This window comes from Micromonospora vulcania, from assembly GCF_042658605.1.
In the GTDB taxonomy this organism is placed as follows: domain Bacteria; phylum Actinomycetota; class Actinomycetes; order Mycobacteriales; family Micromonosporaceae; genus Micromonospora; species Micromonospora vulcania.
This window is the reverse complement of sequence record NZ_JBHSQS010000005.1, coordinates 183,168-208,876: the sequence shown is the minus strand read 5'-3', so window position 1 is coordinate 208,876 and position 25,709 is coordinate 183,168. Positions and strand designations below refer to the sequence as shown.

Annotated in this window: 23 protein-coding genes and 1 tRNA gene; 19 read left to right on the top strand and 5 right to left on the bottom strand. The window is 71.2% G+C overall.

All coding sequences use genetic code 11. The features are described from left to right. Positions 1–103: 103 nt before the first annotated feature. Entirely contained in the window at positions 104–1,000 is an 897-nt protein-coding gene (locus tag ACFQGL_RS10130; protein WP_377508905.1) for an AraC family transcriptional regulator, read from the bottom strand. A gap of 162 nt (positions 1,001–1,162) precedes the next feature. On the opposite strand from ACFQGL_RS10130, the gene ACFQGL_RS10125 reads away from it, so the two are divergent. The 9 genes from ACFQGL_RS10125 (at position 1,163) to ACFQGL_RS10085 (ending at position 9,754) form a co-directional block, all read left to right on the top strand. After that, positions 1,163–1,921 carry an SDR family NAD(P)-dependent oxidoreductase gene (locus tag ACFQGL_RS10125; RefSeq protein WP_377508902.1) on the top strand — a complete coding sequence of 253 codons (759 nt, stop codon included), beginning with the start codon at positions 1,163–1,165 and terminating at the stop codon, positions 1,919–1,921. A 169-nt stretch (positions 1,922–2,090) separates the two neighbouring features. Further along, a tRNA-Gln gene (locus tag ACFQGL_RS10120) sits at positions 2,091–2,162 on the top strand. A gap of 110 nt (positions 2,163–2,272) precedes the next feature. Then, complete coding sequence (gene glmU, locus ACFQGL_RS10115; RefSeq protein WP_377508899.1) at positions 2,273–3,799, top strand: bifunctional UDP-N-acetylglucosamine diphosphorylase/glucosamine-1-phosphate N-acetyltransferase GlmU; 1,527 nt, start codon at positions 2,273–2,275, stop codon at positions 3,797–3,799. A 57-nt stretch (positions 3,800–3,856) separates the two neighbouring features. Further along, entirely contained in the window at positions 3,857–4,837 is a 981-nt protein-coding gene (locus tag ACFQGL_RS10110; protein ID WP_377508896.1) for a ribose-phosphate diphosphokinase, read from the top strand. A 287-nt stretch (positions 4,838–5,124) separates the two neighbouring features. Beyond that, positions 5,125–5,820, top strand: a complete 696-nt coding sequence (locus ACFQGL_RS10105; protein WP_377508893.1) for a 50S ribosomal protein L25/general stress protein Ctc — start codon at positions 5,125–5,127, stop codon at positions 5,818–5,820. Between the two features lie 97 nt (positions 5,821–5,917). Then, positions 5,918–6,508: an aminoacyl-tRNA hydrolase gene (gene pth, locus ACFQGL_RS10100; protein WP_377508890.1), complete on the top strand. Its 591-nt coding sequence runs from the start codon at positions 5,918–5,920 to the stop codon at positions 6,506–6,508. A gap of 134 nt (positions 6,509–6,642) precedes the next feature. Next, positions 6,643–7,473 carry an inositol monophosphatase family protein gene (locus ACFQGL_RS10095; RefSeq protein ID WP_377508887.1) on the top strand — a complete coding sequence of 277 codons (831 nt, stop codon included), beginning with the start codon at positions 6,643–6,645 and terminating at the stop codon, positions 7,471–7,473. Positions 7,474–7,547: 74 nt separating this feature from the next. Next, a complete protein-coding gene (gene cysD, locus ACFQGL_RS10090) occupies positions 7,548–8,459 on the top strand; it encodes a sulfate adenylyltransferase subunit CysD (RefSeq protein ID WP_377508884.1) in 912 nt (303 codons plus the stop codon). Beyond that, on the top strand, positions 8,459–9,754 hold the full coding sequence (locus ACFQGL_RS10085) for a sulfate adenylyltransferase subunit 1 (protein WP_377508881.1): 1,296 nt from the start codon (positions 8,459–8,461) through the stop codon (positions 9,752–9,754). The genes cysD and ACFQGL_RS10085 overlap by 1 nt, the downstream gene beginning before the upstream one ends. A 132-nt stretch (positions 9,755–9,886) precedes the next feature. On the opposite strand, the gene galK is transcribed toward ACFQGL_RS10085, so the two are convergent. After that, positions 9,887–11,059 carry a galactokinase gene (gene galK, locus ACFQGL_RS10080; protein WP_377508878.1) on the bottom strand — a complete coding sequence of 391 codons (1,173 nt, stop codon included), beginning with the start codon at positions 11,057–11,059 and terminating at the stop codon, positions 9,887–9,889. After that, positions 11,056–11,985 (bottom strand): UDP-glucose 4-epimerase GalE, encoded by a 930-nt coding sequence (gene galE, locus ACFQGL_RS10075; RefSeq protein ID WP_377509560.1) that lies wholly within the window; start codon positions 11,983–11,985, stop codon positions 11,056–11,058. The genes galK and galE overlap by 4 nt, the downstream gene beginning before the upstream one ends. A gap of 248 nt (positions 11,986–12,233) precedes the next feature. On the opposite strand from galE, the gene ACFQGL_RS10070 reads away from it, so the two are divergent. The 6 genes from ACFQGL_RS10070 (at position 12,234) to ACFQGL_RS10045 (ending at position 16,898) form a co-directional block, all read left to right on the top strand. Next, positions 12,234–13,304, top strand: coding sequence for a hemolysin family protein (locus tag ACFQGL_RS10070; protein ID WP_377508875.1), 1,071 nt, complete (start codon positions 12,234–12,236; stop codon positions 13,302–13,304). 33 nt (positions 13,305–13,337) lie between these two features. After that, complete coding sequence (gene trpS / locus ACFQGL_RS10065; RefSeq protein ID WP_377508872.1) at positions 13,338–14,363, top strand: tryptophan--tRNA ligase; 1,026 nt, start codon at positions 13,338–13,340, stop codon at positions 14,361–14,363. 13 nt (positions 14,364–14,376) lie between these two features. Then, entirely contained in the window at positions 14,377–14,958 is a 582-nt protein-coding gene (locus ACFQGL_RS10060; RefSeq protein ID WP_377508870.1) for a 2'-5' RNA ligase family protein, read from the top strand. Positions 14,959–15,036: 78 nt separating this feature from the next. After that, positions 15,037–15,960, top strand: a complete 924-nt coding sequence (locus ACFQGL_RS10055) for a YihY/virulence factor BrkB family protein (RefSeq protein ID WP_377508867.1) — start codon at positions 15,037–15,039, stop codon at positions 15,958–15,960. After that, positions 15,960–16,346, top strand: a complete 387-nt coding sequence (locus ACFQGL_RS10050; protein WP_377508864.1) for a GntR family transcriptional regulator — start codon at positions 15,960–15,962, stop codon at positions 16,344–16,346. Before ACFQGL_RS10055 ends, ACFQGL_RS10050 begins: the two co-directional genes overlap by 1 nt. Positions 16,347–16,460: 114 nt before the next feature. Beyond that, complete coding sequence (locus ACFQGL_RS10045) at positions 16,461–16,898, top strand: hypothetical protein (RefSeq protein ID WP_377508862.1); 438 nt, start codon at positions 16,461–16,463, stop codon at positions 16,896–16,898. A 165-nt stretch (positions 16,899–17,063) separates the two neighbouring features. On the opposite strand, the gene ACFQGL_RS10040 is transcribed toward ACFQGL_RS10045, so the two are convergent. Both ACFQGL_RS10040 and ACFQGL_RS10035 read right to left on the bottom strand, forming a co-directional pair. Continuing rightward, complete coding sequence (locus tag ACFQGL_RS10040) at positions 17,064–18,701, bottom strand: glycoside hydrolase family 13 protein (RefSeq protein WP_377508859.1); 1,638 nt, start codon at positions 18,699–18,701, stop codon at positions 17,064–17,066. A gap of 160 nt (positions 18,702–18,861) precedes the next feature. After that, positions 18,862–19,935 (bottom strand): LacI family DNA-binding transcriptional regulator, encoded by a 1,074-nt coding sequence (locus ACFQGL_RS10035; RefSeq protein WP_377508856.1) that lies wholly within the window; start codon positions 19,933–19,935, stop codon positions 18,862–18,864. Between the two features lie 199 nt (positions 19,936–20,134). Here ACFQGL_RS10035 and ACFQGL_RS10030 point away from each other — a divergent pair, with 199 nt between their 5' ends. Genes ACFQGL_RS10030 through ACFQGL_RS10015 form a run of 4 tightly spaced genes read left to right on the top strand, consistent with a single transcriptional unit; the run spans position 20,135 to position 25,705 of the window. Then, positions 20,135–21,379 (top strand): sugar ABC transporter substrate-binding protein, encoded by a 1,245-nt coding sequence (locus ACFQGL_RS10030; protein WP_377508853.1) that lies wholly within the window; start codon positions 20,135–20,137, stop codon positions 21,377–21,379. Next, positions 21,379–23,016: an ABC transporter permease subunit gene (locus ACFQGL_RS10025; protein ID WP_377508851.1), complete on the top strand. Its 1,638-nt coding sequence runs from the start codon at positions 21,379–21,381 to the stop codon at positions 23,014–23,016. Before ACFQGL_RS10030 ends, ACFQGL_RS10025 begins: the two co-directional genes overlap by 1 nt. Next, entirely contained in the window at positions 23,013–23,894 is an 882-nt protein-coding gene (locus tag ACFQGL_RS10020) for a sugar ABC transporter permease (protein WP_377508849.1), read from the top strand. The genes ACFQGL_RS10025 and ACFQGL_RS10020 overlap by 4 nt, the downstream gene beginning before the upstream one ends. Further along, the gene (locus ACFQGL_RS10015) at positions 23,891–25,705 is read left to right on the top strand and encodes a glycoside hydrolase family 13 protein (protein ID WP_377508845.1); all 1,815 of its coding nucleotides are present in this window, start codon (positions 23,891–23,893) and stop codon (positions 25,703–25,705) included. Before ACFQGL_RS10020 ends, ACFQGL_RS10015 begins: the two co-directional genes overlap by 4 nt. Positions 25,706–25,709 lie beyond the last annotated feature (4 nt).

The following is a 25,709-nucleotide window of genomic DNA, read 5'->3' as shown; positions in this document are numbered from 1 at the left end:
CCGTAGATCGCACGAGGAAGTTTCCGGAATCCCTCGTACGCCCGTGCTTAAACGCAGGTCAGGGCGCTGATTCGAGGTGCGGGACCGATGGCCCGGTCGGAGGTCAGGGCAGGCTCGGGGCTGCGCCGCGGATCGCACCGGGCAGCCGGGCGGCATCGAGGCTGGGCGGTGCCCCGAACTGACGGCGGTACTCCCGGCTGAACTGTGACGGGCTGTCGTAGCCGACCCGTTGGCCGACGCCGGTGACGTCGGTGGGATGGGTGGCGAGCAGCAGCCGCGCCTCCTGCAGCCGGATCTGCTTCTGGAACTGGATCGGGCTCATCGCGGTGACGGCCTGGAAGTGGCGGTAGAAGGCCGACACGCTCATGCCGGACAGCTGGGCCACGTCCTCCACCCGGAACGACTGCCGGTAGTTGCCGCGGATCCAGCGGACCGCGCGGGCGATGTGGGCGAGGTTGCTGTCGGCGAGGCCGAGTTGGCGGACGATCGCGCCCTGTTCACCGGTGATCAGTCGCCAGAGGATCTCCCGGATGGTGAGGGGGGCGAGCACCGCGAGGTCGCGTGGCCGCTCCAGCAGGCGCAGCAGGCGGACCACGGCGTCGATCAGCTCGTCGGGAGCGTCGCTGACCGCGATGCCGGGCAGCGCGCCGCCGCTGCGCGGGAGGTCGGCGGCCTGTAGCAGCAGTTCGGCGATGGCGGCCGGTTGCAGCGTGAGTCCGAAGCCGAGCGCCGGCAGGTCGGGGCTGGCCTCGGTGAAGTGGCCGGTGACCGGGAGGTCGACCGATGCGACCAGGTACTGCCCGGCGCGGTACTCGTACACCCGGTCGCCCAACGCGAGCCGCTTCGCGCCCTGGGCGATGAGTGCCAGCACGGTGCCGGACATCGACGCGGACGGCACGTTCGACCGCTCGACCTTCGAGATCAGTACGCCGTCGACGGCGGTGCTGCCGTCCGGGCGCGCGTGGCGGGCCAGCAGGGCGCGCAGTTCGTCGAGCTGCATGACCTCGATTGAAGCACCGGACGGAAGTCGCCGCAAAGAGAGGATCAGGCAAGAGGTCGAGAGCATCTTTCTATCGATCCTCCTGTCGAAACTGGTTCTCTGGGGTTAGTCCAAATCCCACGGAGCAGGCAGATGCTCCACGAATGAACAGGTGGGCCAGCCATGCGGGTCGCAATCGTCACCGGAGCCAGCTCGGGTATCGGGCAGAGCGCAGCCATCCAACTCGCCAAGCGGGGGTCCGGGGTGATCCTGACCTACAGCAACAACCAGTCCGGAGCAATGGAGACCGTGGCGAGTATCGAGAAGGAGGGCGGCGCTGCCGTCGCGCTGCCGCTGGACGTCGGCCGGAGTGAGACCTTCCCGGCCTTCCGCGACTCGGTCGTCGCCGCGCTCCGCGAGACCTGGCACCAGGACACGTTCGACTCCCTGGTCAACAACGCGGGCTTCGCGCAGATGGCGATGTTCGAGGACACCTCCGAGGAACTGTTCGACACCTTCATGCGGGTGCTGCTCAAGGGACCGTTCTTCCTGACCCAGGCCCTGCTGCCGCTACTGGCCGACGGCGGTGCCATCGTCAACACGACCAGCAACTCCGCGCTGCCGTCCGGGCTGGAGCCCGGCTACTCCGGGTACGCCTCGATGAAGGGCGGCCTCATGGTGCTGACCCGGTACATGGCCAAGGAGTTCAGCAACCGCGGCATCCGGGTCAACTCCGTCGCCCCGGGTTCCACCCGGACCCGGCTCGCCGACAACGCCTTCGAGCGGTTCCCCGAGGTGATCCCGCTCCTCGCCGCGAAGACCGCGCTCGGCCGGGTGGGCGAGCCCGACGACATCGGCATGGTGATCGCCACGCTGCTCAGCGACGAAGGTCGCTGGATCACCGCGCAGAACATCGAGGTCGCTGGCGGGTACGGCCTCTAGTCGGCCGGTGACTGACGTCCGGGCGGCGGTCCGCGGGTTCGCCGCCCGCCGCCCGGGTGGGCCGCCGACGATCCGGCGTGTCGGAACGAGCGGTGGCGTCGGGCGGCCGGGGCGCTAAGGTGTAGCGGCGGGATGCCCCATCCCTGATGTGACGCGTACGCGTCACTGATCGGCCGTGGTGTAATTGGCAACACCCGGGTCTTTGGTACCCGTATTTCAGGTTCGAACCCTGGCGGCCGAGCTGCCCACCTAAGTCCGATTTAGGATCGAGTGGGGGTAAGAGGGGACCGTGCCGGGCCTCGCGGTTAGCATGACCGCGGAAGTGTCCGCCGTCCCGACGGGAGCCACGTCGTGCCCCAGCCCCACCTTCGTACCGTCGTCGTGCTCGCCGCCGGTGAGGGCAAGCGGATGAAATCGGCGTTGCCCAAGGTGCTGCACCCCCTGCTCGGCCGGACCCTGCTCGGCCACGTACTGGGCGCGGCGGCGCCGCTGGGCGCGGACCGCACCGTCGTGGTGGTGGGGCACGGTGCCGACCAGGTTCGGGACCACCTGACCGAGATCGCGCCGGACGCCACGCCGGTCCTCCAGGCCGAGCAGCTCGGCACCGGCCACGCCGTCCGGATCGCGTTGGAGGCCGTCCCGGAGACCGCCGGCACCGTCGTGGTGATCAACGGGGACGTGCCGCTGCTGCGGCCGGAGACGGTCGGTGCGCTGGTGACGGCGCACGAGGAGGCCAACGCGGCGGCCACCGTGCTGGCCGCCGAGGTGCCCGACCCGACCGGTCTCGGCCGGATCGTCCGGGACGCCGACGGCCGGCTGAAGCAGATCGTCGAGGAGCGCGACGCCGACGCGACGCAGCGCGCGATCCGGGAGATCAACGCGGGCATCTACGCGTTCGACGCGGTACGGCTGCGCGACGCGCTGGGCAAGCTCTCCACGGACAACGACCAGGGCGAGGAGTACCTGACCGACGTCTTCGCCCTGCTGCGCTCGGCCGGTGAGCCGGTGGCGGTGCACGTGGCCGTCGACCACGTCGAGACGCTGGGCTGCAACGACCGGGTGGAGCTGGCGGCGCTGCGCCGGCTGCTGCGCGACCGGGTCAACGAGGTGTGGATGCGCACCGGCGTCAGCCTGCTGGACCCGGAGACCACCTGGATCGACGTGACGGTGACCCTCGACCGGGACGCGGTGGTCGACCAGAACACCCAACTGCGCGGCGGCACGGTGGTCGGCGCGGGTGCGCTGATCGGCCCGGACGTCACGCTCGTCGACACGATCGTCGGCCCCGGCGCGTCGGTGGTACGCAGCCACGCGGTGGGCGCGGAGGTGGGCGCGGGCGCCAGCGTCGGGCCGTACGCGTACCTGCGGCCGGCCGCGCGACTCGCCGAAAAGGCCAAGATCGGCACGTTCGTCGAGGTGAAGAACTCGCAGATCGGCGCCGGTGCCAAGGTGCCGCACCTCACGTACGTCGGTGACGCGACGATCGGCGAGCAGACCAACATCGGTGCGGCGTCGGTCTTCGTGAACTACGACGGGGTCAACAAGCACCGCACGGTCATCGGCAGCCACGCCAGGACCGGGGCGGACAACATGTTCGTCGCGCCCGTCGAGGTGGGCGACGGCGCGTACACGGCGGCCGGCTCGGTGATCGTGGACAACGTGCCGCCGGGCGCGATGGGGGTGGCCCGGGCGCGCCAGCGCAACATCGAGGGCTGGGTGCAGAAGCGCCGGGCCGGCACGGCGGCGGCGGAGGCGGCTCAGCGGGCCGCCGAGGGTGCGTCGGGCACGGCCGGTGCCGCAAGCCACAGTGAGGCAATGCACGGGCAGGCCGAGACGGTGGGCGGCGCTGCCGGCCCGGGAGATACTGCAACCGAATAGTCCTCGGTCCGCCACCACCGGGCCGGGTACCACCGACAAACGGGAGCAGACGGGCCCATGGGCAGCATCGTCGCTGAAAACCGCAAGAGCCTGATGCTCTTTTCCGGGCGTGCCTTTCCGGAGTTGGCCAAGGAGATCGGCGAGGTGCTCGGCGTCGCGCCGACGCCCGCCGACGCGTACGAGTTCGCCAACGGCGAGATCTTCGTACGCTTCAAGGACTCGGTGCGTGGTTCGGACGCCTTCGTGGTCCAGTCCATGACGCACGGGATCAACACCTGGGTCATGGAGACCCTGATCATGGTGGACGCGCTGAAGCGGGGTTCGGCCAAGCGGATCACCGTGGTGCTGCCGTTCTACCCGTACGCGCGGCAGGACAAGAAGCACCGTGGTCGGGAGCCGATCTCGGCCCGGCTGGTGGCGGACCTGTTGAAGACGGCCGGCGCCAACCGGATCCTCACCGTCGACCTGCACACCGCGCAGATCCAGGGCTTCTTCGACGGCCCGGTGGACCACCTCTTCGCGATGGACATCCTGGCCGAGTACGTGGAGCACAAGTACGCCGGCCGGCCGATGACCGTGGTGGCACCGGATTCGGGCCGGGTACGGGTGGCCGAGCGGTGGACCGACCGGCTGGGCGGCTGCCCGCTGGCGTTCATCCACAAGACCCGCGACCCGATGAAGCCGAACCAGGTGGTCGCGAACCGGGTGGTCGGCGAGGTTGAGGGTCGGGTCTGCCTGATCGTCGACGACATGATCGACACCGGTGGCACGATCACCAAGGCCGCCGACATCCTCAAGGAGTCCGGGGCGGCCGAGATCGTCGTCGCGTCCACCCACGCCCTGCTGTCCGATCCGGCGACCGAGCGGCTGAAGAACAGCCCGATCAGCGAGGTCGTGGTGACCAACACGCTGCCGTTGCCGGCGGAGAAGCAGCTCGACAAGCTGACCGTGCTGTCGATCGCGCCGCTGCTGGCGCGGGCGATCCGCGAGGTCTTCGACGACGGCTCGGTGACCACCCTGTTCGGCGGCCTGAGCTGAGCCTCGCGCCGCGGTGAGCCGCGTTCCCGCCGGTGGGAACGCGCTCGCCGCGCCCGGCCCGGAATCCTGACCCGGGGACTGCCGGAAACCGTGGAATCACCTCGGGTAGACTGGTGCGGTTGCCACGGCGAGGGTGCCCGGCGGGTCGCTGAAGAGCGCCGCACGGAGGCGCCGTCATCGACGCGGTGCTCCGGGCAGTCGTTCCTGACGCATGAGCCCCAGCGAGCCCCTCGCCCCAGCACCGCCAGTCGACAAGCCGCCGCAGCGAAATTATCAGGAGTTTTCCCGTGTCCGAGGTAAAGATCAGCGCCGAGCCCCGCACCGAGTTCGGCAAGGGTGGTGCCCGTCGTACCCGCCGGGCCGGCAAGGTGCCTGCCGTGCTGTACGGCCACGGCGAGAAGCCCAAGCACATCGCGCTGCCGTCCCGGGAGTTCGCCGCGGCGATCCGTAAGGGTGGCGCCAACCAGCTCTTCGCGATCGACATCACCGACGGCACGCAGGTGCTGGCGCTGCCGAAGGCGATCCAGCGTGACCCGATCCGGGACACCTTCGAGCACGTGGACCTCATCCTGGTCCGCCGGGGCGAGAAGGTCACCGTCGAGGTCCCGGTCCAGCTGACCGGCGAGGCCGCCCGGGACACCCTGATCGTGCACGACCACGACACCCTCTCGGTGACCGCCGACGCCACCAAGGTGCCGGACCACCTGGAGGCGTCGATCGAGGGCCTGGAGGCGGGCTCCCAGGTGACCGCCGGTGACGTGCAGCTGCCGTCCGGCGTCGAGCTGGTGGCCGACTCGGAGCTGACGGTCGCCTCGGTGACCGCCGCCCCGACCGCCGAGCAGCTCGAGGCGACGCTGCCCGAGATCGAGGTCGCCACCGACGAGGCCGAGGCCGAGACCGGCGAGGTCACCGAGGGCTCCGAGGGCGCGGACGCCGCTCCGGCCGAGGGCGACGAGAACACCGAGGCGCGCACCGAGGCCTGATCGGTTCGTATCGTGCGACAGGCGTCCCCGAGCGTTCGGGGGCGCCTGTCGGCGTATCGGGAGTTGGCGGAACGGACGACGGCGTAAGGGGCGGGTCGTGACGGACGAGACGGGGCCGTGGCTGGTGGTCGGCCTGGGTAACCCGGGTCGGGAGTACGCCGGAAACCGGCACAACGTCGGGTTCATGGTGGCCGACCTGCTGGCCGGGCGGGTGGGCGCACGGTTCGGTCGGCACAAGCGGGCGGTGGCCGAGGTGGCCGAGGGGCGGCTGGGGTTCGGCGGCCCGAAGCTGGTGCTGGCGAAGCCGTTGACGTACATGAACCTCTCCGGCGCGCCGGTGGCGGCGCTGGCGCAGTTCTACAAGGTGCCGCCGGGGCAGGTGATCGCCGTCCACGACGAGCTGGACATCGGGTACGGCCAGCTCCGGGTCAAGTGTGGTGGCGGCGAGGGTGGCCACAACGGCCTGCGCTCGATGACGAAGTCGTTGGGCACCAAGGAGTACGTCCGGGTGCGGTTCGGCATCGGCCGGCCGCCGGGGCGGCAGGACCCGGCGGACTACGTGCTGTCGGATTTCGGCGCGGTGGAACGCAAGGAGCTGGATTTCCTGGTGGACCGGGCGGCCGACGTGGTGGAGTCGGTGGTCGTCAAGGGCGTCGAGCCGACCCAGAACGTCTACCACGCGGGCTGACCGGGCGAGGCGTACCGGATTGCTGCTGGTGGGCCGGTAGTCTGCGCCTTTCGGCGTGCCGCGACCGACGACGCGGGTCGTGGTGGGGTGGCCGCCCGGGCACGGGTCGCGGGCGAGGCGACGGGAGCGGGCAGATGAGCAGTCCTCCGATGATCGACGGCGCGTTCGCCCGGTGGCTGGCGGCCCGGGCTGGTCAGGCGCTGCTCGGCCTGCGCGCGGAGATGGGTTTCGCGGACACCGGCGCGCTCAAGTCGGCCGGGGACAAGGTGTCGCACGACCTGATCCGCACCGAGTTGGCGAAGTGGCGCCCCGGGGACGCGGTGCTCTCCGAGGAGGACGAGGGGTCTCGGCTGGCGTGGGCGGCCGAGGTGAACACCGGGGCGGTGGCCCGTCTGGCCGCGGACCGGGTGTGGATCATCGACCCGCTGGACGGCACCCGGGAGTTCAGCGAGGAGGGCCGCTCGGACTGGGCGGTGCACGTGGCGCTCTGGGCGCGTACCGCGCCGAGCCCGCACGGCCTGGTCGCCGGGGCGGTCGGGCTGCCGGCGCAGCACCGGGTGCTCGGCACGGACTATCCGCCGGCGTACCCGCCGATGACGGTGGAGGCCGCGACGGCCGGCAAGCGGGTGATCCGGTTGGCGGCGAGCCGGAGCCGGCCGCCGGTGTTCCTCACCGACCTGGCCGAGGACGTGGACGCGCACCTGGTGCCGATGGGCTCGGCCGGCGCGAAGATCGCCGCGGTGATCACCGGTGAGGTGGACGCCTACATTCACGCCGGTGGGCAGTACGAGTGGGATTCGGCCGCTCCGGTGGCTGTGGCGACGGCCACCGGACTACACGCTTCCCGGATCGACGGTTCTGCGCTGAAATACAACGAGGCGGATCCGCGCCTGCCTGACCTGCTGGTCTGCCGCAAGGATCTCGCCACTCGGTTGCTTGCAGCGCTGCAGAGGCATTCCGGGTAGCCTGAGCGCACTTCTTGACATGTCCGACCGGAAAGGTCTGGAAATCGGATGAGCGAGCGAACCGAGCCGGTGTCATGACCGCGCCCGCGGCCTATCGGGTCTCCCACCTGGACGCCCTGGAGGCGGAGAGCATCTTCGTGATGCGCGAGGTGGTCGCCGAGATGGAGCGCCCGGTGCTGCTCTTCTCCGGCGGCAAGGATTCGATCGTCATGCTGCGGCTGGCGCAGAAGGCCTTCGCCCCGGCCAACATCCCCTTCCCGGTCATGCACGTCGACACCGGGCACAACTTTCCCGAGGTGCTCGAATACCGCGATCAGCGGGTCGCCGAGCTGGGTCTGCAGCTGGTGGTGGCGAGCGTGCCGGAGGCCCTCATCAGTGGGCTGGTCCGGGAGTCCGGCGATGGGATGCGCAACCGGATCCAGACGCCGGTGCTGCTGGACGCGGTCGAGAAGCACCGCTTCGACGCGCTGTTCGGGGGTGCCCGCCGGGACGAGGAGAAGGCGCGGGCCAAGGAGCGGATGTTCAGCTTCCGCGACGAGTTCGGCCAGTGGGACCCGAAGAACCAGCGGCCGGAGCTCTGGTCGCTGTACAACGGCCGGCACCACCAGGGTGAGTCGATCCGGGTCTTCCCGCTGTCCAACTGGACCGAGCTGGACGTCTGGCACTACGTCGCCCGGGAACGGATCCCGCTGCCGTCGATCTACTACGCGCACGAGCGTGAGGTGATCGAGCGGGACGGGATGCTCTACGCGGTCAACGAGTTCTTCCGCCCCCGAGCGGGTGAGGAGCGGTTCAAGGCGCAGGTGCGCTACCGCACCGTGGGCGACGCCTCCTGCACCGCGGCGGTCCGCTCGGACGCCGACACCGTGGAGAAGGTCATCGAGGAGGTGGCGGCCACCCGGATCACCGAGCGTGGCGCGACCCGTGGTGACGACCGGGTCAGCGAGGCCGCCATGGAGGACCGCAAGCGGGAGGGCTACTTCTGATGACCACCGAGATCGTGGCCCCGGTTGCCGAAGCGCGCCCGATGGACCTGCTGCGGTTCGCCACCGCCGGCAGCGTCGACGACGGTAAGTCGACCCTGATCGGCCGGCTGCTCTACGACACCAAGTCGCTCTTCACCGACCAGTTGGCCGCGGTCGAGGCGGTCAGTGCCGCCCGCGGCGACGAGTACACCAACCTGGCGCTGCTCACCGACGGCCTGCGCGCCGAGCGGGAGCAGGGCATCACCATCGACGTGGCGTACCGGTACTTCGCCACGCCTCGGCGCAAGTTCATCATCGCCGACACCCCGGGGCACATCCAGTACACCCGGAACATGGTCACCGGGGCATCCACCGCGGACCTGGCGCTGATCCTCGTGGACGCGCGCAAGGGCCTGGTCGAGCAGTCCCGTCGGCACGCGTTCCTCTGCTCCCTGCTGCGGGTGCCGCACCTGGTCCTCTGCGTCAACAAGATGGACCTGGTGGACTGGTCGCAGGAGGTCTACGAGCGGATCGCCGACGAGTTCACCGCGTTCGCCGCGAAGCTCGACGTGCCGGACCTGACCGTGGTGCCGATCTCCGCGCTGCGCGGCGACAACATCGTCACCCGGTCCGAGAACATGCCGTGGTACGAGGGCCCGTCGCTGCTGCACCACCTGGAGCGGGTGCACATCGCCAGCGACCGCAACCTGGTCGACGTCCGGTTCCCGGTGCAGTACGTGATCCGCCCGCAGTCCACCACGGTCACCGACTACCGCGGTTACGCCGGTCAGGTTGCCTCCGGCGTGCTCAAGCCGGGTGACGAGGTGATGGTGCTGCCCTCCGGCTTCACCAGCCGGATCGCCGCGGTGGAGACCGCCGACGGGCCGGTCGCGGAGGCGTTCCCACCGATGTCGGTGACGGTACGGCTGACCGACGAGATCGACATCTCCCGGGGCGACCTGATCTGCCGGCCGAACAACGCGCCGGCGGTCGCCCAGGACATCGAGGCGATGGTCTGCTGGATGGACGAGACCCGCCCGTTGCAGGTCGGCGGCCGGTACGCGATCAAGCACACCACCCGGTCGGCCCGCGCGATCGTGCGCGGCCTGCACTACCGGCTGGACGTCAACTCGCTGCACCGCGACGAGTCGGCCGACGAGCTGCGGCTCAACGAGATCGGCCGGGTGCGGCTGCGTACCACCGTGCCGCTGCTGGCCGACGAATATCGGCGCAACCGGACCACCGGCGGCTTCGTCATCATCGACGAGGCCACCAACCGCACGGTAGGTGCCGGCATGATCGTCGAAGCGTCCTAACCCGCACCCTCCCACTCCCCACTCCCCACCCCCCGCCCTCAGCGTTGATCAAGAGCTTTGCGTCAGTTTCCGGGCTGGGAATGACGCAAAGCTCTCGATCAACGCGTCGAGGTGGGGTGGGGTGGGGGTGGGTTAGTTCAGGCGGGTTGCGCCGGGGGCGGGGAGGACTGTCACGGTGCCGGGGGCGGTGAAGTTGCGGTTGGCGTAGGCGGCGGTGACGGCGGCGGCCACCGCATCGGCCTGATCGGCCTCGACCAGGGCGAGCACGCAACCACCGAAGCCGCCGCCGGTCATCCGGGCACCCAGCGCGCCGGCCGCGAGTGCCGCCTCGACGGCGGTGTCGACCTCCGGCACGGTGATCTCGAAGTCGTCGCGCATCGAGACGTGCGAGGCGGTGAGCAGCGGGCCGATGTCCCGGACCCGGCCTGCTCGCAGCAGCGCCACCGTGTCCAGCACCCGCTGGTCCTCGGTGACCACGTGCCGGACCCGCCGACGGGTCTCCGCGTCGTCGAGCTTGGCCAACGCGGCGTCGAGCTGGTCGACGGTCACGTCCCGCAGCGCGGTGACGCCGAGTGCCGCAGCCCCCGCCTCGCAGGAGCGGCGGCGGGCCGCGTACTCGCCGTCGGCGTGCCGGTGCGGCGCCCGGCTGTCGATGACCAGCACGGCCAGGCCGGCGGCGTCCAGGTCGAACGGGATCTGCTCGACCGACTCGTCGCGACAGTCGAGGAAGAGGGCGTGCCCGGCACGGCAGCGGATCACCGCGGACTGGTCCATGATCCCGGTCGGCGCACCGACGTAGACGTTCTCCGCCCGCTGCGCCAGCCGGGGCTGCCGCTCGGCGGGCAGCTCCAACCCACCGAGGTCGAGCAGGGCGGCGAGCACGGCCGACTCCAGCGCCGCCGAGGAGGAGAGCCCGGAGCCCAGCGGGACGTCGGAGGCGATCGCCAACCGGGCGCCGGGTACCGGGTGCCCGGCCTCGCGCAACGCCCACACCACCCCGGCCACGTACGCGCCCCAGCCGGTGACCCGGCCCGGCTCGGCGACGTCGTCCGCGTCGAAGGTGATCGTCTCGCCGGAGAGCTCGGACCAGACCGTCCAGCGTTCGCCGTCCTGCCGGTCGGCGGCGACGACGGTACGCAGCGGCAGCGCGAAGGGCAGCACGAACCCGTCGTTGTAGTCGGTGTGCTCGCCGATCAGGTTGACCCGACCGGGAGCCGCCCAGCGGCCGGCGGCGGCCGAACCGCCGTACTGATCGGTGAAGCCGGCGGCGGCCCGCTCGGCGACGTCACCGGTGGGGTGGGTCACGACTGCTCCAGGATGTGGGTGCGGTAGAAGGCCCAGGCGTCGCCGACCATGTCGTGCAGGGTCGGCTTCCGGGGTACCCAGCCCAGCTCGGTGCGGGCCAGCGCGGACGACGCGACCAGCTCGGCCGGGTCACCCTCGCGGCGGGGCGCAACCTCGACCGGCAGCGGCTGCCCGGTGACCTCGCGGACCACGTCGACGACCTGCCGGTTGGTGAAGCCGTTGCCGTTGCCCAGGTTGTAGATCCGGTGCTGGCCGGCGGTCGCCGCGTCGAGCGCCAGCAGGTGGGCCCGGGCCAGGTCGGCGACGTGGATGTAGTCGCGGACGCAGGTGCCGTCCACGGTGGGGTAGTCGTCGCCGAAGAGCTGGAGCTTCTCCCGCCGACCGGCGGCGACCTCCAACGCGATCGGGATCAGGTGCGTCTCGGGGTCGTGCCGCTCGCCGAGCGCGACGTCGCCGTCCAGGTGTGCGCCGGCCACGTTGAAGTAGCGCAGCGACACCGCGGCCAGCCCGTGCGCGATCGCCTCGGAGGTGAGCGCCATGTCGACGGCGAGCTTGGTCGCGCCGTACGTGTTGGTGGGCGCCTTCACCGCGGTCTCTTCGATGGGCAACTGGGTGGGGTTGCCGTAGACCGCGGCGGTGGAGGAGAAGACCATCCGGGGTACGCCGGCGGCTCGGACCGCATCGATCAGGGCGAGCGTGCCGACGGTGTTGGTCTGCCAGTACAGCTCGGGCTTGATCATCGACTCGCCGGCGGCGATCAGGGCGGCGAAGTGCAGCACCCCGTCGAAGCCGGCGTCGGGGGTGACGATACGGGCGGCGTCGTGGATGGAGGCCTCGATGTGGGTCGCGTCCGGAGCGAGCGCCTCGCGGTGGCCGGTGCGCAGGTCGTCCAGGACGACCACCTGGTGGCCCGCGTCGAGCAGCATCCGGGTCACCACGCTGCCGATGAAGCCGGCGCCCCCGGTGACGAGCAGTTTCACGTTGTTGCCTCCTGCCTGGGCCCGCCCGGGACGTGGCCTTTCGGTGATCACCCTACGGCGGCGGGCGGTACCCCGGCCGAACGCGCCGCGAACCCCATTCCATCATAATCTCTCACGATTAAACAGAGCCGAACATGACGGTCCCTGCGCGTGATCCCCGGTGCGGCGGGCTCGCGGTGTCTACCATCTCTGTCATGCGGGAAGCGGCCCGTAACGGGCTCCGGCGACGCGCGCGGGAGCAGCCGCGCCGTGACCCTGGCCCGCTCGCTCGGGCCGTCGCCCGGGTGGTGGTCCGCGCCGCCGACGGTGCCACCCGCCTCGTCACCGCCCTGCTGGGGGCCGACCCGGCGGCCGGCCGGGAACGGATCTCCGAGGCCGAGCTGCGGGACCTGGTCGCGGTGAACACGGTGCTCGACCCGGACGAGCGGCGGATCATCGACGAGGTTCTGGTGGCCGGCGCCAGCCTCATCCGCGAGGTGATGATGCCCCGCACCGAGGTGGTCTTCCTACCCGCCCGGCTGACCATCGCCGAGGCCGCTCGGCTGGTGCGCACCGCGACGCACACCCGCTACCCGGTCACCGACGGCACCCACGACGACGTGGTCGGCTTCGTGCACCTGCGCGACGTGCTGCTGCGCCCCGACACCGACCAGTGCGCCACCATCGGCGAGCTGGCCAGGGAGGTCAAGCGGCTGCCCGGCAGCAAGCGGGTGCTGTCCGCGCTGACCGAGATGCGCCGGGAGGGTCAGCACCTGGCCGTCGTGGTGGACGAGTACGGCGGCACCGCCGGGATAGTCACCCTGGAAGACCTGATCGAGGAGCTGATCGGCGAGATCCACGACGAGTACGACGCCGAGCCCGACCCGGTGTACGCGGGCCTGCCCGCCGTGGTGGACGGTCGGCTCAACCTGGCCGACTTCGCCGAGCGGACCGGGGTGGTGCTGCCCGACGGGCCGTACGAGACGGTCGGCGGGTTCGTGATGGCCGCGCTGGGCCGGCTGCCGGTGATCGGCGACGAGGTGCCGGTGCCCGGTGAACAGGTCGACACCGGGCTGCCCGGTCCGGCCGATCCGGCGGCCGGCTGGCTGCTGCGGGTGCTGACGCTGGACGGACGTCGAGTGGCCCGGCTCGCCGTCTCCGTCGTACGGGTGCCGGAGCAGCGCGGGGGTGGAGTCGGGTCGGTCCGCTGGGTCGGGGCGGGTGAGCCGCGCGAGGTCAGCGCCCCCGCACCGGCGGGCCGCGGCCGACCCGCCGGCCCGTCATGACGGACCCCGACGCTTGCTGACAGAATTATCGCCATGTCCGACGTTCCCGCCCGCCCCCGCGTCTTCTCCGGCATCCAGCCGACGGCCGACTCGTTCCACCTCGGCAACTACCTCGGCGCGGTGCGGCACTGGGTGGCTCTGCAGGAGACCCACGACGCGTTCTACTGCGTGGTGGACCTGCACGCCATCACGGCGGGGCACGACCCGGCGTTGCTGCGCCAGCGGACCCGGGTGGCCGCCGCCCAGCTCTTCGCGGTCGGTCTGGACCCGGAGCGCAGCACCCTGTTCGTGCAGTCCCAGGTGCCCGAGCACCCGCAGCTCGCCTGGGTGCTGGGCTGCATCACCGGCTTCGGCGAGGCCAGCCGGATGACGCAGTTCAAGGACAAGTCGCAGAAGCAGGGCAACGAGCGGGCCAGCGTCGGCCTGTTCACCTACCCGATCCTGCAGGCCGCCGACATCCTGCTCTACCAGGCCAACGCGGTGCCGGTCGGTGAGGACCAGCGCCAGCACCTGGAGCTCTCCCGGGACCTTGCCCAGCGGTTCAACTCGCTGTTCGGCCAGACGTTCACGGTGCCCGCGCCGCACATCGTCAAGGACACTGCCAAGATCACCGACCTTCAGGACCCGACCGCGAAGATGTCCAAGTCGTCGTCCTCGCCGGCCGGCATCATCGACCTGCTGGAGGACCCGGCTCGTTCGGCCAAGAAGATCCGCTCGGCGGTGACCGACACCGGCCGGGAGATCGTGTTCGACGCCGAGACCAAGCCGGGCGTGTCCAATCTGTTGACCATCCACTCGGCGCTCAGCGGGCGCGGCATCGACGAGCTGGTGGCGGCGTACGCGGGCCGCGGCTACGGCGACCTGAAGAAGGACCTGGCCGAGGTGGTGGCCGAGTTCGTCCGCCCGATCCAGGAGCGCACCCGCACCTACCTCGACGACCCCGCACAGTTGGACAAGCTCCTCGCCACCGGCGCGGAGAAGGCCCGCGCGGTGGCCGGGGCGACGTTGCGGTCCGCGTACGAGCGGGTCGGCTTCTTCCCGCCGGTGCGCGGCGAGTAGCGCTGCGGGACGGGTGGTCGGGTCGGTGGCCGAAGGGGCGGCGCGAAGCGTGGATCGCAGTGGCGGGGTGCTGCCGGCCGGTGACACCATCCAGGTCGGCATCGCGGTGGACATCCCGGAGCCGTGGGGCACCCAGCTCACCCGGCGGCGGGTCGAAGCCGGCGACCCGCTGGCGGTGCCCGCGCACGTGACGTTGCTCGGGCCGACCGAGATCCCGACGGCGGCCCTGCCGGCGGTCGAGGGGCACCTGGCCGCCGTCGCCGCCGCGCACCTGCCGTTCACGCTGCACCTGCGGGGCACCGGCACGTTCCGCCCGGTGACCCAGGTGGTGTTCGTCGCGGTGGCCGCCGGGATCAGTGAGTGCGAGTTGCTGGCCGCCGCCATCACCGCGGCGCCGGCGCTGCACCGGAAGGCCCGCTTCCCGTACCATCCGCACGTCACCGTGGCGCAGGACGTGGCACCGGAGGCGTTGGACAAGGCGTACGAGGATCTTGCCGACTTCTCCGCGATGTTCGAGGTCGACGCGTTCACCCTGTTCTCGCACTCCGGGCAGGCGCGGTGGCAGCCGCGTCGGGACTTCCGCCTCGGCAGCTGACCGGCCGCGACGCGCCGGTCGGCGAGCACCGGGAGCTGGTTGCCCCTACGGTGGCCGGAGATCGGCGAAGATGACCGCGTGAACGTGATCGGCCGGATCGAGGCGGGCATCGACCGCTGGGTGACCGCGGCGCGCCATCGGTCGGGGCTCTTCGACCATGTGTGGCGGGCCGGCGCGCTCTACGCCGACGTGCTGGCCGGTCGGCTGGCGGCGGCGATCGCGTACTACGGCTTCTTCGCGGTCTTCGCCCTCGCCCTGGTCGCGTACGCCATCTTCGGCGCGATCCTGGAGGACAACGACGAGGTCAGCGCGGCGGCAGCCGACTTCCTCGGGGACAACCTGCCGTTCCTGGACCCGGAGCAGATCGCCAACTCCAGTGGCACGGTCGGCGTCGTCGGCCTGATCATCCTGGTCTTCACCGGGATCGGCTGGGTGGAGGCGATCCGTTCCTCGCAGCGGTTGATGTACGGGCTCAACCAGCAGCCCGGCAACCTGGTGATCCGGCGGCTGGTCGACCTGGGCGTGATGATCGGCGTCTTCGTGCTGCTCGGCGTCTCGGTGGCGGCGGTCGACGCGCTGGAGTCGCTGCTGCGTTTCCTGCTGCGCAGCACCGGCTCGTTCGGCCTGACCACGGTCAGCGCGGTGCTCAGCGTGCTGATCAACACGGTGCTCGCCACCGCGCTGCTGGTCGCGGTGCCCCGGCTGCGGATGAGTCGGTCCCGGCTGCGCCCGGTGGCGGTGGCGGTGGCGGTCGGCATCACGCTGCTGAACACGGTCGGCCGGTACTACGTGGTGCGTACCGAGCGGAACCCGGCGTACACCGTGGTGGCCGGCGCGGTCGGGCTGCTGCTCTATCTCTACCTGCTCAACCAGCTGGTGCTGTTCGGGGCGGCCCTGCTCGCGACCAGCTCGAACGGGCGGGTGGTGGACCTGGCCGAGGGTGCCCCGCCGGCGGACCTCGACGAGAGCACCGAGCCCGGCACACCGGGCGGTGCCGGCTGATGACGGAAGGCGCACAGGTGCTGATCTCGGTTGACCTGGACTCCCCGGTGCCCCCGTACGAGCAGGTGCGCGGGCAGCTCGCCGAGCTGATCGGCGACGGCCGGCTGCCGGTCGGAAGCCGCCTGCCCACCGTGCGGCAGCTCGCCGCTGACCTGCGGCTGGCCGCGAACACGGTGGCCCGGGCCTATCGCGAGCTGGAGACGGCGGGGTTGCTGGAGACCCGGGGGCGCAACGGCACCTTCGTCGCCCCCGGCCGGGACGACGCCGTCGACCGGTTGCACCGGGCCGCCGTCGAGTACGCCGCCGAGGCGCGGCGGCTCGGCGTCTCCCCGGACCGCGCGGTCGCCCTCGTCCGCGCCGCCGTCGACGCCACCCGGCACGACTGAGCCGGTTGCACGGGGCGTTCCGGCGGTCCGCGGGTGGTGAGCTGCCGAGCGCCGGACGGGCGGTAACTGAGCGAACGGGGTTGAACGTTCGCGTTCGGGGACCATGATGAGCCGGTGGGCGCACTCATGACACTGGACCTGCCGGACGACTCGCCGATGCTCGGCCTGCCGTGGATCATCACCTTCGGTCCGCTCGGTGACCTCGACGACTGGGAACCGGTGGTCTGCGGGCCGTACGAGCGGCCGCACGCGTTGGCGCTGGCCGAGGCGGTGGTGGCCGAGGAGCAGCTGATGGCCGTGGTGGAACCGCTGCTGCCGGCGTTGTCGGCCGACGAGATCCGCAGCGAGATCGCCGCCGCCCAGGTGGCCGCCGAGGACGACACCAGCCGGGTCGAGGGCGCCGACCTGTACGGCGACTTCGAGGACGTGATCGACGAGGAGTTGGACGCCGCGGCCGACGCGGCGGGCCACGGCGAGCCCTCCGACCCGCCGGACGAGGTCGAGGTACGCGCCGGCTTCGCCCGGATCGCGGCGCTGCTCACCGCGAAGTAGGCGGTTCCGGTCGGGGACGTCGCACGCAGACGAACACCGGCGCCGCGCGGAGCGAGCTCCGCGAAGCGCCGGTGCCACCTCACCCCCCACCACAAGGGGCCGGTAGCCCAGTCGCCCGTCGGCGCGGGGCACGACGGACGACCAGGTCGATGAGGGCTTACCCGTTCAGCGCCGTTCCAACCAGGCGGAGGCGTCGATCGGCAGCAGCCGGGTGGAGCCCGACCCGGTGAGCGCCGCGCTGGCGACGACGGGCTCGCCGTACCCGTCGATCGCGACCGGTGCGCCACTGAGGTTGACCACGCAGGTCAGTACGGTCGTGCCGGCGGTGCGGCTGAAGGCCAGCACGCCCGGCTCGCTCTCCAGCCAGGTCACCCCGTCGGCGTCGACGGCCAGCGCCGGGTGCTCGTGCCGGATCCGCAGCGCGGCCCGGTACAGCTCCAGCGTCGAGCCCGGCACGTCGGTCTGCGCGCCGACCGACAGGGCCTGCCAGGTCGCCGGGGTGGGCAGCCAGCTCAGCTCGCTGCCGGCCGGCCCGAAGCCGTACGGGGCCAGCTCGCCACTCCACGGGATGGGCACCCGGCAGCCGTCCCGGCTCTCCCCGGTACGCAGGAACGCCGGGTCCTGGCGCAGCTCGTCGGGGAGGTCGAGCACCTCGGGCAGGCCCAGTTCCTCGCCCTGGTAGAGGTAGGCACAGCCGGGCAGGGCGAGCATCAACAGGCTGGCCGCGCGGGCCCGGCGCAGCCCCTGGTCACCGTCGCCGTAGCGGGTGACGTGCCGCTGCTTGTCGTGGTTGGACAGCACCCAGGTGGTCGGCGCACCGACCACGGTGGACTCGGCCAGCGCGGTGTCGATCACCTTGCGGAACGAGTCGGCCGACCAGGTGGCGTCGAGGAAGTCGAAGCTGAACGCCTGGTGCAGCTCGTCCGGGCCGATGTAGCGGGCCAGCCGCTGCGGGGTCTCGGCCCACGCCTCGGCGACCGCCATCCGGCCGCCCGGGTAGCTGTCCAGGATGGGTCGCCAGGCGCGGTAGATCTCGTGCACCTCGTCCTGGTCGAAGTAGGGCAGCCGGCCCTTGCCGAGCAGCTCCACCTGACGCTGGCCGGTGGTCATCGTGCTGAAGCCGACGTCCGGCAGCCCTTCGGCCTTGATCATGCCGTGCGCCACGTCGACCCGGAAGCCGTCCACGCCCCGGTCCAGCCAGAACCGCAGCACGTCCTCGAATTCGGTGCGGACCTCCCGGTGGCGCCAGTTCAGGTCCGGCTGGGCCGGGTCGAACAGGTGCAGGTACCACTCGCCGTCCGCGACCCGGGTCCAGGCCGGACCGCCGAAGATGCTCTCCCAGTCGTTCGGCGGCAGCTCGCCGTGCGCGCCCCGCCCCTCGGCGAAGAGGTAGCGGGCCCGCTCCGGCGAGCCGGGACCGGCGGCGAGGGCGGCGGTGAACCAGCGGTGTGCGCTGGAGGTGTGGTTGGGCACCAGGTCGACGATGATGCGCAGGCCGAGGGCGTGCGCATCGGTGATCATCTCGTCGAAATCGGCGAGGGTGCCGAACATCGGGTCGACGTCCCGGTAGTCGGCGACGTCGTATCCGCCGTCGATCATGGGGGAGGTGTAGAAGGGGGTCAGCCAGAGCGCGTCCACCCCGAGGTCACGCAGGTACGGCAGACGTTGCCGGATGCCCTGGAGGTCACCGATACCGTCGCCGTCGCTGTCGGCGAAGCTGCGCACGTACACCTGGTAGACGACCGCGGAGCGCCACCAGTCGTCGTCGGTGGTGATGGGCGGAGCGGTGGTGCTGGCGGTCATCGGTGGGGTTCCCGTCTGTCTCGGGCAACGGTACGGCGGCGGCGCCCGGCGCGATGCGGCCGATGCCGACGCGGGCGTCCCAGCAATATGCCGGCCAGGCGCTGCAAGAGTCAAGCAGTCCTTGCGCAAGGCTTGCTGCCCGGCGAGCGGGCTCCGCCGCTCAGGCGGGGATGGCCAGCGCGGACGAGCCGGGCCGGTGCCGGTTCGACCCGCGGGCGCCGGCCGGGGCGACCGCGGTGGAGCCGCGTACCACCAGCTCCGGGCGGAACAGGTATTCCGAGTGCGGAGCGCCGTGCCCGTTGATCTCGTCGACCAGTGCTCGGACGGCGGCCACCGCCATCGCGATGACCGGCTGCCGCATGGTGGTCAGCGGCGGGTCGGTGAAGGCCATCAGCGGCGAGTCGTCGTAGCCGACCACGGAGAGTTCGCCCGGAACGCTCAGGCCACGCTGCCGGGCCGCGCGGACGGCGCCGAGCGCCATCAGGTCGGAGCCGCACACCACGCCGGTCACGCCACGGTCCAGCAGTCGACCGGCGGCGGCCTCGCCACCCTCCACACCGAACAGCGACAACTCGGCCAGCGCGTCCAGGTCGGTCTCGGCGACGCCGGCCAGCCGGGTCATCGCGGACCGCCAGCCGGCCACCTTGCGCTGCACCGGAACGAACCGGTCCGGGCCGGTGATCAGCCCGATCCGCCGGTGCCCGAGCGCGACCAGGTGGGCCACCGCCAGCTCGGCGGCCTCCCGGTCGTCGCAGGAGACGAAGGGCGCGCCGATGCCGGGGACGTACCCGTTGATCATCACGACCGGCAGCGGCCGGGCGATCAGCGCGCGGTAGCGGTCGTGGTTGGCGGCGGTGTCGGCGTGCAGGCCGGAGACGAAGACGATCCCGGAGACCTGCCGGTCCAGCAGCATCTCCACGTACTCGTCCTCGGTGACGCCGCCGGCGGTCTGCGTGCAGAGCACCGGCGTGAACCCGCTCTGCGCGAGGGTCGACTCGATGACCTGGGCGAAGGCGGGGAAGATCGGATTGTCCAGCTCCGGCACCACCAGGCCGACCAGCCCGGCGCTGCGCTTGCGCAGCCGGGCCGGGCGTTCGTAGCCGAGCACGTCGAGGGCGGTGAGGACGGCCTGGCGGGTCTCCGGTGCCACGCCGGGGCGGTCGTTGAGCACCCGCGACACCGTGGCCTCGCTGACTTCGGCCTGCTGGGCGATGTCGGACAGTCGAGCGCGCATGGCGGCACTTTAGCCCACCGGCAAGTTCTTGCGGGCGCCTCTGCAAGCCCTTCCATTGTCTGCAACGTCTTGCTAACGTCCCCGCAACATGCGAGAGCAGCGGCGCACCATCGATGCGCCGGATGGCAAGAACTTCCAGAGGTTCCCACTGGCGGGCCGCCCTTCCCCCGGCGGACCCGCCATGACGACAGGAGTACCGATGCGCATCCGTACCGCGGGTGTGGTCGCCCTCTTCGCCCTGGCGCTCGCCGCCTCCGGCTGTGGCGACAGCGACGAGCCGGCCGCGAAGGAGTCCCCCAAGGCCGCCGGCGGCAAACTGATGATCTGGGCCGACGACAAGCGGACCGCCGCACTCAAGCCGTTCGCCGAGAAGTTCGGCAAGGAGAACGGCGTCACCGTCGAGGTCCAGGCCGTGAGCAAGGACCTGCAGACCAACTTCGTCACCGCGTCCCAGCAGGGCAGCGGCCCGGACGTGGTGGTCGGCGCGCACGACTGGATCGGCAATCTGGTGCAGAACGGCGCCATCGACCCGGTGCAGCTGGCCGCTGACCAGAAGAGCGCGTTCAACCCGACCGCGGTCAAGGCGGTCACCTTCAACGGCCAGGTCTACGGCGTGCCGTACGCGCAGGAGAACCTGGCGCTGATCCGCAACACCGAGCTGGCCCCCGAGGCGCCGAAGACCATTGAGGACCTGGTCGCCACCGGCAAGCAGCTCAAGGCGGCGAAGAAGGCCACCGAGACGCTCTGCCTCCAGGTCGGTCAGAACGGCGACGCGTACCACATCTACCCGCTCTACACCTCGGCCGGCGGCTACCTCTTCGGCACCGGCGCCAACGGCGACTACGACCCGAAGGACCTGGGCGTGGGCAAGCCCGCGTCGATCGACGCGTTCAAGAAGATCGGCGCACTGGGCGAGAAGGGCGAGGGCGTCCTCAAGCGCTCCATCTCGGACACCAACTCGATCGCCACCTTCACCAGCAAGAAGTGCGCGTACCTGGTGTCCGGCCCGTGGGCGGTGGCCGACGTCAAGAAGGCCAACATCAAGTACGACATCTCCGCCGTCCCCGGCTTCGCGGGCGGCAAGGAGGCCCAGCCGTTCGTGGGCGTGCAGGCGTTCTACGTCGCCTCGAAGGGCAAGAACAAGGCGCTGGCCCAGGAGTTCGTGGCCAACTACACCACCACGCCGGAGCTGGCCGTCGCGCTGTACAACGCCGAGCCCCGGCCGCCGGCGCTGACCGCCGCCCTCGACCAGGTCAAGGGCACCGACCCGGACCTGGCCAAGTTCCAGGAGGCCGGCAAGAACGGCCAGGTGCTTCCGGCGATCCCCGCGATGGCCGCGATCTGGGACCCGTTCGGCAAGGCCGAGGCTGCCGTGATCGGTGGGGCCGACCCGACCAGCACCATCACCGCGGCCGGCAAGACCATCTCCGGCTCGATCAAGTAATGAGTACGCCGCTGTCCGGCCCGGGGTCTGTCACGCAGACCCCGGGCCGGGGGCCGGTCGGCTCCCGACCCCCGCGCTCCCGTCCCACGCGTGACCACACGCCGATCACCCTGACCGGTGTCGCCGGCAAGGTGCTCCTGCTCGGTCTGACCGCCGGTATCGCCCTCTGGGCGGCCTTCCCGCTCATCGACGGCGAGGAGTGGGCCGGCCTGGCCCTGCTGGCGGCGACCACCGCCGGACTCTTCTACCTGTACCTCACCCGCCGGCACATCCCGGCCAAGTACCTGGTCCCGGGCACCCTGTTCCTGATCGCCTTCCAGGTCTTCCCGGTGCTCTACACGGCCAGCACCGCGTTCACCAACTTCGGTGACGGACACCGGGGCAGCAAGGACGAGGCGATCGTCGCGATCCAGTCCTCCTCGGTCACCCAGGTGCCCGGCTCGGCCGAGTACGCCCTGTCGATCGCCACCACGGGCGACCCGGCCACCGGGCCACTGGTCTTCCTGGTCACCGATCCGGCGACCGGCACGGTGTCCGCCGGCGACGCCGGTGGGCTGCGCCAACTCGCCGCCTCCGACGTCACGGTCACCCCGGGCGGCAGGGTCACCGCCGCCGACGGCTACACCGTGTTGAACGTCGGCCAGGCCAGCGCCCGCAGCAAGGAGATCACCGACCTGGTGGTCCCCACCCCCGGCGGCGCGGTGCGCTCCAGCGGTCTGTCCCGCGCGTACGAGGGCAAGGCGGTGCGGGCGTACGAGGCTGGATGCGACTGCATCCGGGACAACGAGACCGGGCAGACCTGGACCGCCGACGACGAGGTCGGCGCATTCGTGGCCGCCGACGGCGAGCGGCTGGCCCAGGGCTGGAAGATCAACGTCGGGCTGCGCAACTTCACCCGGGTGCTCACCGACGAGACCATCTCCGGCCCGTTCCTCGGCACCCTGATCTGGAACTTCGCCTTCGCGGTCGCCTCCACCGGTGGGACGTTCCTGCTCGGCATGATGATCGCGCTCGGGCTGCACTCGCCCCGGATGCGTGGCACCAACATCTACCGGGTGCTGCTCGTCCTGCCGTACGCCATGCCGTCGTTCGCGATGTTGCTGGCCTGGCGCGACATGTTCAACGCCGACTTCGGCCTGATCAACAATTTGTTCGGGCTGAACGTGGACTGGTTCGGCCAGCCGTGGACGGCTCGCTTCGCGGTGATCCTGGTGCAGCTCTGGCTCGGCTACCCGTACATGTTCCTGGTGGCCACCGGCGCGTTGCAGGCCATCCCCGCAGAGCTGACCGAGGCGACCGCGGTGGACGGGGCCTCGCCCTGGCAGTCCTTCCGTGCCGTCACGCTGCCGTTGCTGCTGGTCGCGCTCTCGCCGTTGCTGATCTCGTCGTTCGCGTTCAACTTCAACAACTTCAACGCGATCTACCTGACCACCGAGGGCGCGCCCTTCCCGGCCGACAATCCCACCAACGGCGCGACCGACCTGCTGATCACGTACACCTACCGGCTCGCCTTCGGCGGGCAGGGCGCGCAGTTCGGCTTCGCCGCCGCGATCTCGCTGTTCATCTTCGCCATCGTCGCGGTGGTCTCGGCGGTCAGCTTCCGGCGGACCCGTAAGCAGGAGGAGGTGTACTCGTGACCACGCGTACCGTCACCGCCCGACGACGCAACCGGTGGTTGGCGCAGGTCGGCTGGCGACACCTGGTCGCCGTGCTCGGCGTGCTGTTCAGCCTCTTCCCGATCGTGTTCGTGCTCTCCGCCGCGCTCAACCCGCTCGGCACGCTCTCGTCGACCCAGTTGGTGCCGACCGACGGGATGTCACTGGGCAACTTCGGCGCGCTGTTCGAACGGACCGCCTTCGAGCGGTGGTTCCTCAACTCGCTGCTGATCGCCGGGGTGGCCGCGTTCGCCTCGGTGTTCGTCTCCGCGCTCGCCGCGTACGCCTTCTCCCGGATGCGGTTCCGCGGTCGCCGGGTGGGGCTGCTCGCGCTGCTGTTGATCCAGATGTTCCCGCAGTTCCTGGCGATCGTGGCGATCTATCTGATCTTCGGCACGATCACCGACCTGTGGCCGTCGATCGGCTTCAACACCCCCTGGGGTCTGTTGCTGCTCTACATGGGCGGTGCGCTCGGGGTGAACACCTGGCTGATGAAGGGCTTCTTCGACACCCTGCCCCGGGAGTTGGACGAGTCGGCCACCATGGACGGCGCGTCGCACGCCCAGGTCTACTTCAAGATCATGCTGCCGCTGGTGGCGCCGATCCTGGCGGTGACCGGGCTGCTGGCCTTCATCGGCACCATCAACGAGTTCCTGATGGCGAACGTGTTCCTGACCAGCACCGAGTCCAAGACGCTGGCCGTCGGCATGTACGGCATGTTGCAGGGCAACGAGCGCAACAACAACTTCGGCATCTTCGCGGCCGGCACCCTGCTCACCGCGATCCCCACCGTGCTGGTCTTCCAACTCCTACAGCGCTACATCGTCTCCGGACTGACCGCCGGCGCGGTCAAGGGATGAGTCGACCGCAGCCGCACCACGACGGATCCACGCTGTACGTCCCCGAGCAGGAGCCGACCCTGGGGGAGACGGTCGACGTCTTCCTCCGGGTTCCGGCCGGTGCCGACGTCGGTCAGGTGCACGTACGCACCACCGGCGACGGCGAGCCCCGCTTCCGCGCGGCCGTCGTGGACCGCGCCGACGGCGGCGAGGTCTGGTGGCGGGCCGAGGTCGAGGTACGCAACCCGGTGAGCAACTACCGCTTCCTGCTCGCCGGCCGAAGTGGCCCCCGATGGCTGACCGCCGCCGGGGTGGTCGACCACGACGTGCCCGACCACGGCGACTTCAAGCTGGTCAGCCATGCCCCGCCGCCAGCGTGGGCGCGGGACGCGGTGATCTACCAGATCTTCCCGGACCGGTTCGCCCGCTCCACCACCGCCGCCGGTCGGCCGCTGCCGGACTGGGCGATCCCCTGCGACTGGGAAACCCCGGTGATTGGGCGTGGCCCGGAGACCCCGCACCAGTTCTACGGCGGCGACCTGGACGGGATCGCCGAGCGGCTGGACCACCTGGACCGTCTCGGGGTGAACACGGTCTACCTGACCCCGATCTTCCCGGCCCGGTCCAACCACCGCTACGACGCGGCCAGCTTCGACCGGGTCGACCCGCTGCTCGGCGGGGACGCCGCGCTGGCCCGGCTCGCCCACGCGGTACGGGCGCGGGGCTGGCGGCTGCTCGGCGACGTCACCAGCAACCACACCGGCGACGCGCACGACTGGTTCACCGCCGCCTCCGCCGACGTGCACGCGTCCGAGCGCGGGCTGTACTACTTCGACGGGACCACCGGGGACTACGAGTCCTGGAACGGGGTGAAGTCGCTGCCGAAGCTGAACTGGGGCAGCGCCGAGCTGCGCCGCCGGTTCGCCACCGCCGACGACTCGGTGCTGCGCCGCTGGCTGCGCCCGCCGTACGCGCTGGACGGGTGGCGGGTGGACGTGGCGAACATGACCGGTCGGCGGGGCGCCGACGCGTACACCCACGAGGTGGCGGCGCTGCTGCGCTCGGTGGTCGCGCGGGACCGGCCGGACGGCCTGCTGATGGCCGAGCACGGCCACGACCACACCGGCGACCTGGACCGCGACGGCTGGCACGGCACCATGAACTACGTCGGCTTCACCGATCCGGTCTGGTCCTGGCTGCGGCACGGAGACCAGCCGGTGCCGAACTTCCTCGGCACGCCGGGCGGGGTGCCACGGCGGGACGCCGGCCGGATGCTGGCGACCATGGATGCCTACCGGTCGCTGGTCTCCTGGCGCTCGTACGTCCACTCCTGGCAACTGCTCGGCTCGCACGACTCAGCCCGGGTCCGGAGCGTGGTCGGCGACGCCGCTCGGCAGGAGGTGGCCGCCGGCCTGCTCGCCACCATGCCCGGCATTCCGATGATCTTCGCGGGCGACGAGCTCGGCCTGACCGGCACCAACGGCGAATCCTCGCGTACCCCGATGCCGTGGCACCGGCCGGAGAGCTGGGACGCCCGAACGTTCGCCGCGTACCGGGCGTTGATCGCGCTGCGCCGCGGTGAGCCGGCGCTGCGCCACGGCGGCCTGCGCCGGCTGCACCACGACCCGGACGCGCTCGCCTTCCTGCGCGAGGCGCCGACCGGGGCGGTGCTGGTGCTGGCCCGCCGGGCGGCCGGAGCGCCGATCCGGCTGGCCGGGCTGCCGGCCGCCGAGAACGTGTACGGCGGCGCGCCGGCACTACGGCCCGACGCGGACGGCACGCTGACCCTGCCCGCCGACGGGCCCACCTTCCAGGTCTGGCGGCTGTGCTGAGCGC

Coding starts and splice junctions, on each gene's coding strand:
- ACFQGL_RS10130 (WP_377508905.1), bottom strand. CDS start 1,000: ATGCAGCTCGACGAACTGCGCGCCCTGCTGGCCCGCCACGCGCGCCCG.
- ACFQGL_RS10125 (WP_377508902.1), top strand. CDS start 1,163: ATGCGGGTCGCAATCGTCACCGGAGCCAGCTCGGGTATCGGGCAGAGC.
- ACFQGL_RS10110 (WP_377508896.1), top strand. CDS start 3,857: ATGGGCAGCATCGTCGCTGAAAACCGCAAGAGCCTGATGCTCTTTTCC.
- ACFQGL_RS10095 (WP_377508887.1), top strand. CDS start 6,643: ATGAGCAGTCCTCCGATGATCGACGGCGCGTTCGCCCGGTGGCTGGCG.
- cysD (WP_377508884.1), top strand. CDS start 7,548: ATGACCGCGCCCGCGGCCTATCGGGTCTCCCACCTGGACGCCCTGGAG.
- ACFQGL_RS10085 (WP_377508881.1), top strand. CDS start 8,459: ATGACCACCGAGATCGTGGCCCCGGTTGCCGAAGCGCGCCCGATGGAC.
- galE (WP_377509560.1), bottom strand. CDS start 11,985: ATGCTGCTCGACGCGGGCCACCAGGTGGTCGTCCTGGACGACCTGCGC.
- ACFQGL_RS10070 (WP_377508875.1), top strand. CDS start 12,234: ATGCGGGAAGCGGCCCGTAACGGGCTCCGGCGACGCGCGCGGGAGCAG.
- trpS (WP_377508872.1), top strand. CDS start 13,338: ATGTCCGACGTTCCCGCCCGCCCCCGCGTCTTCTCCGGCATCCAGCCG.
- ACFQGL_RS10050 (WP_377508864.1), top strand. CDS start 15,960: ATGACGGAAGGCGCACAGGTGCTGATCTCGGTTGACCTGGACTCCCCG.
- ACFQGL_RS10040 (WP_377508859.1), bottom strand. CDS start 18,701: ATGACCGCCAGCACCACCGCTCCGCCCATCACCACCGACGACGACTGG.
- ACFQGL_RS10035 (WP_377508856.1), bottom strand. CDS start 19,935: ATGCGCGCTCGACTGTCCGACATCGCCCAGCAGGCCGAAGTCAGCGAG.
- ACFQGL_RS10030 (WP_377508853.1), top strand. CDS start 20,135: ATGCGCATCCGTACCGCGGGTGTGGTCGCCCTCTTCGCCCTGGCGCTC.
- ACFQGL_RS10025 (WP_377508851.1), top strand. CDS start 21,379: ATGAGTACGCCGCTGTCCGGCCCGGGGTCTGTCACGCAGACCCCGGGC.
- ACFQGL_RS10015 (WP_377508845.1), top strand. CDS start 23,891: ATGAGTCGACCGCAGCCGCACCACGACGGATCCACGCTGTACGTCCCC.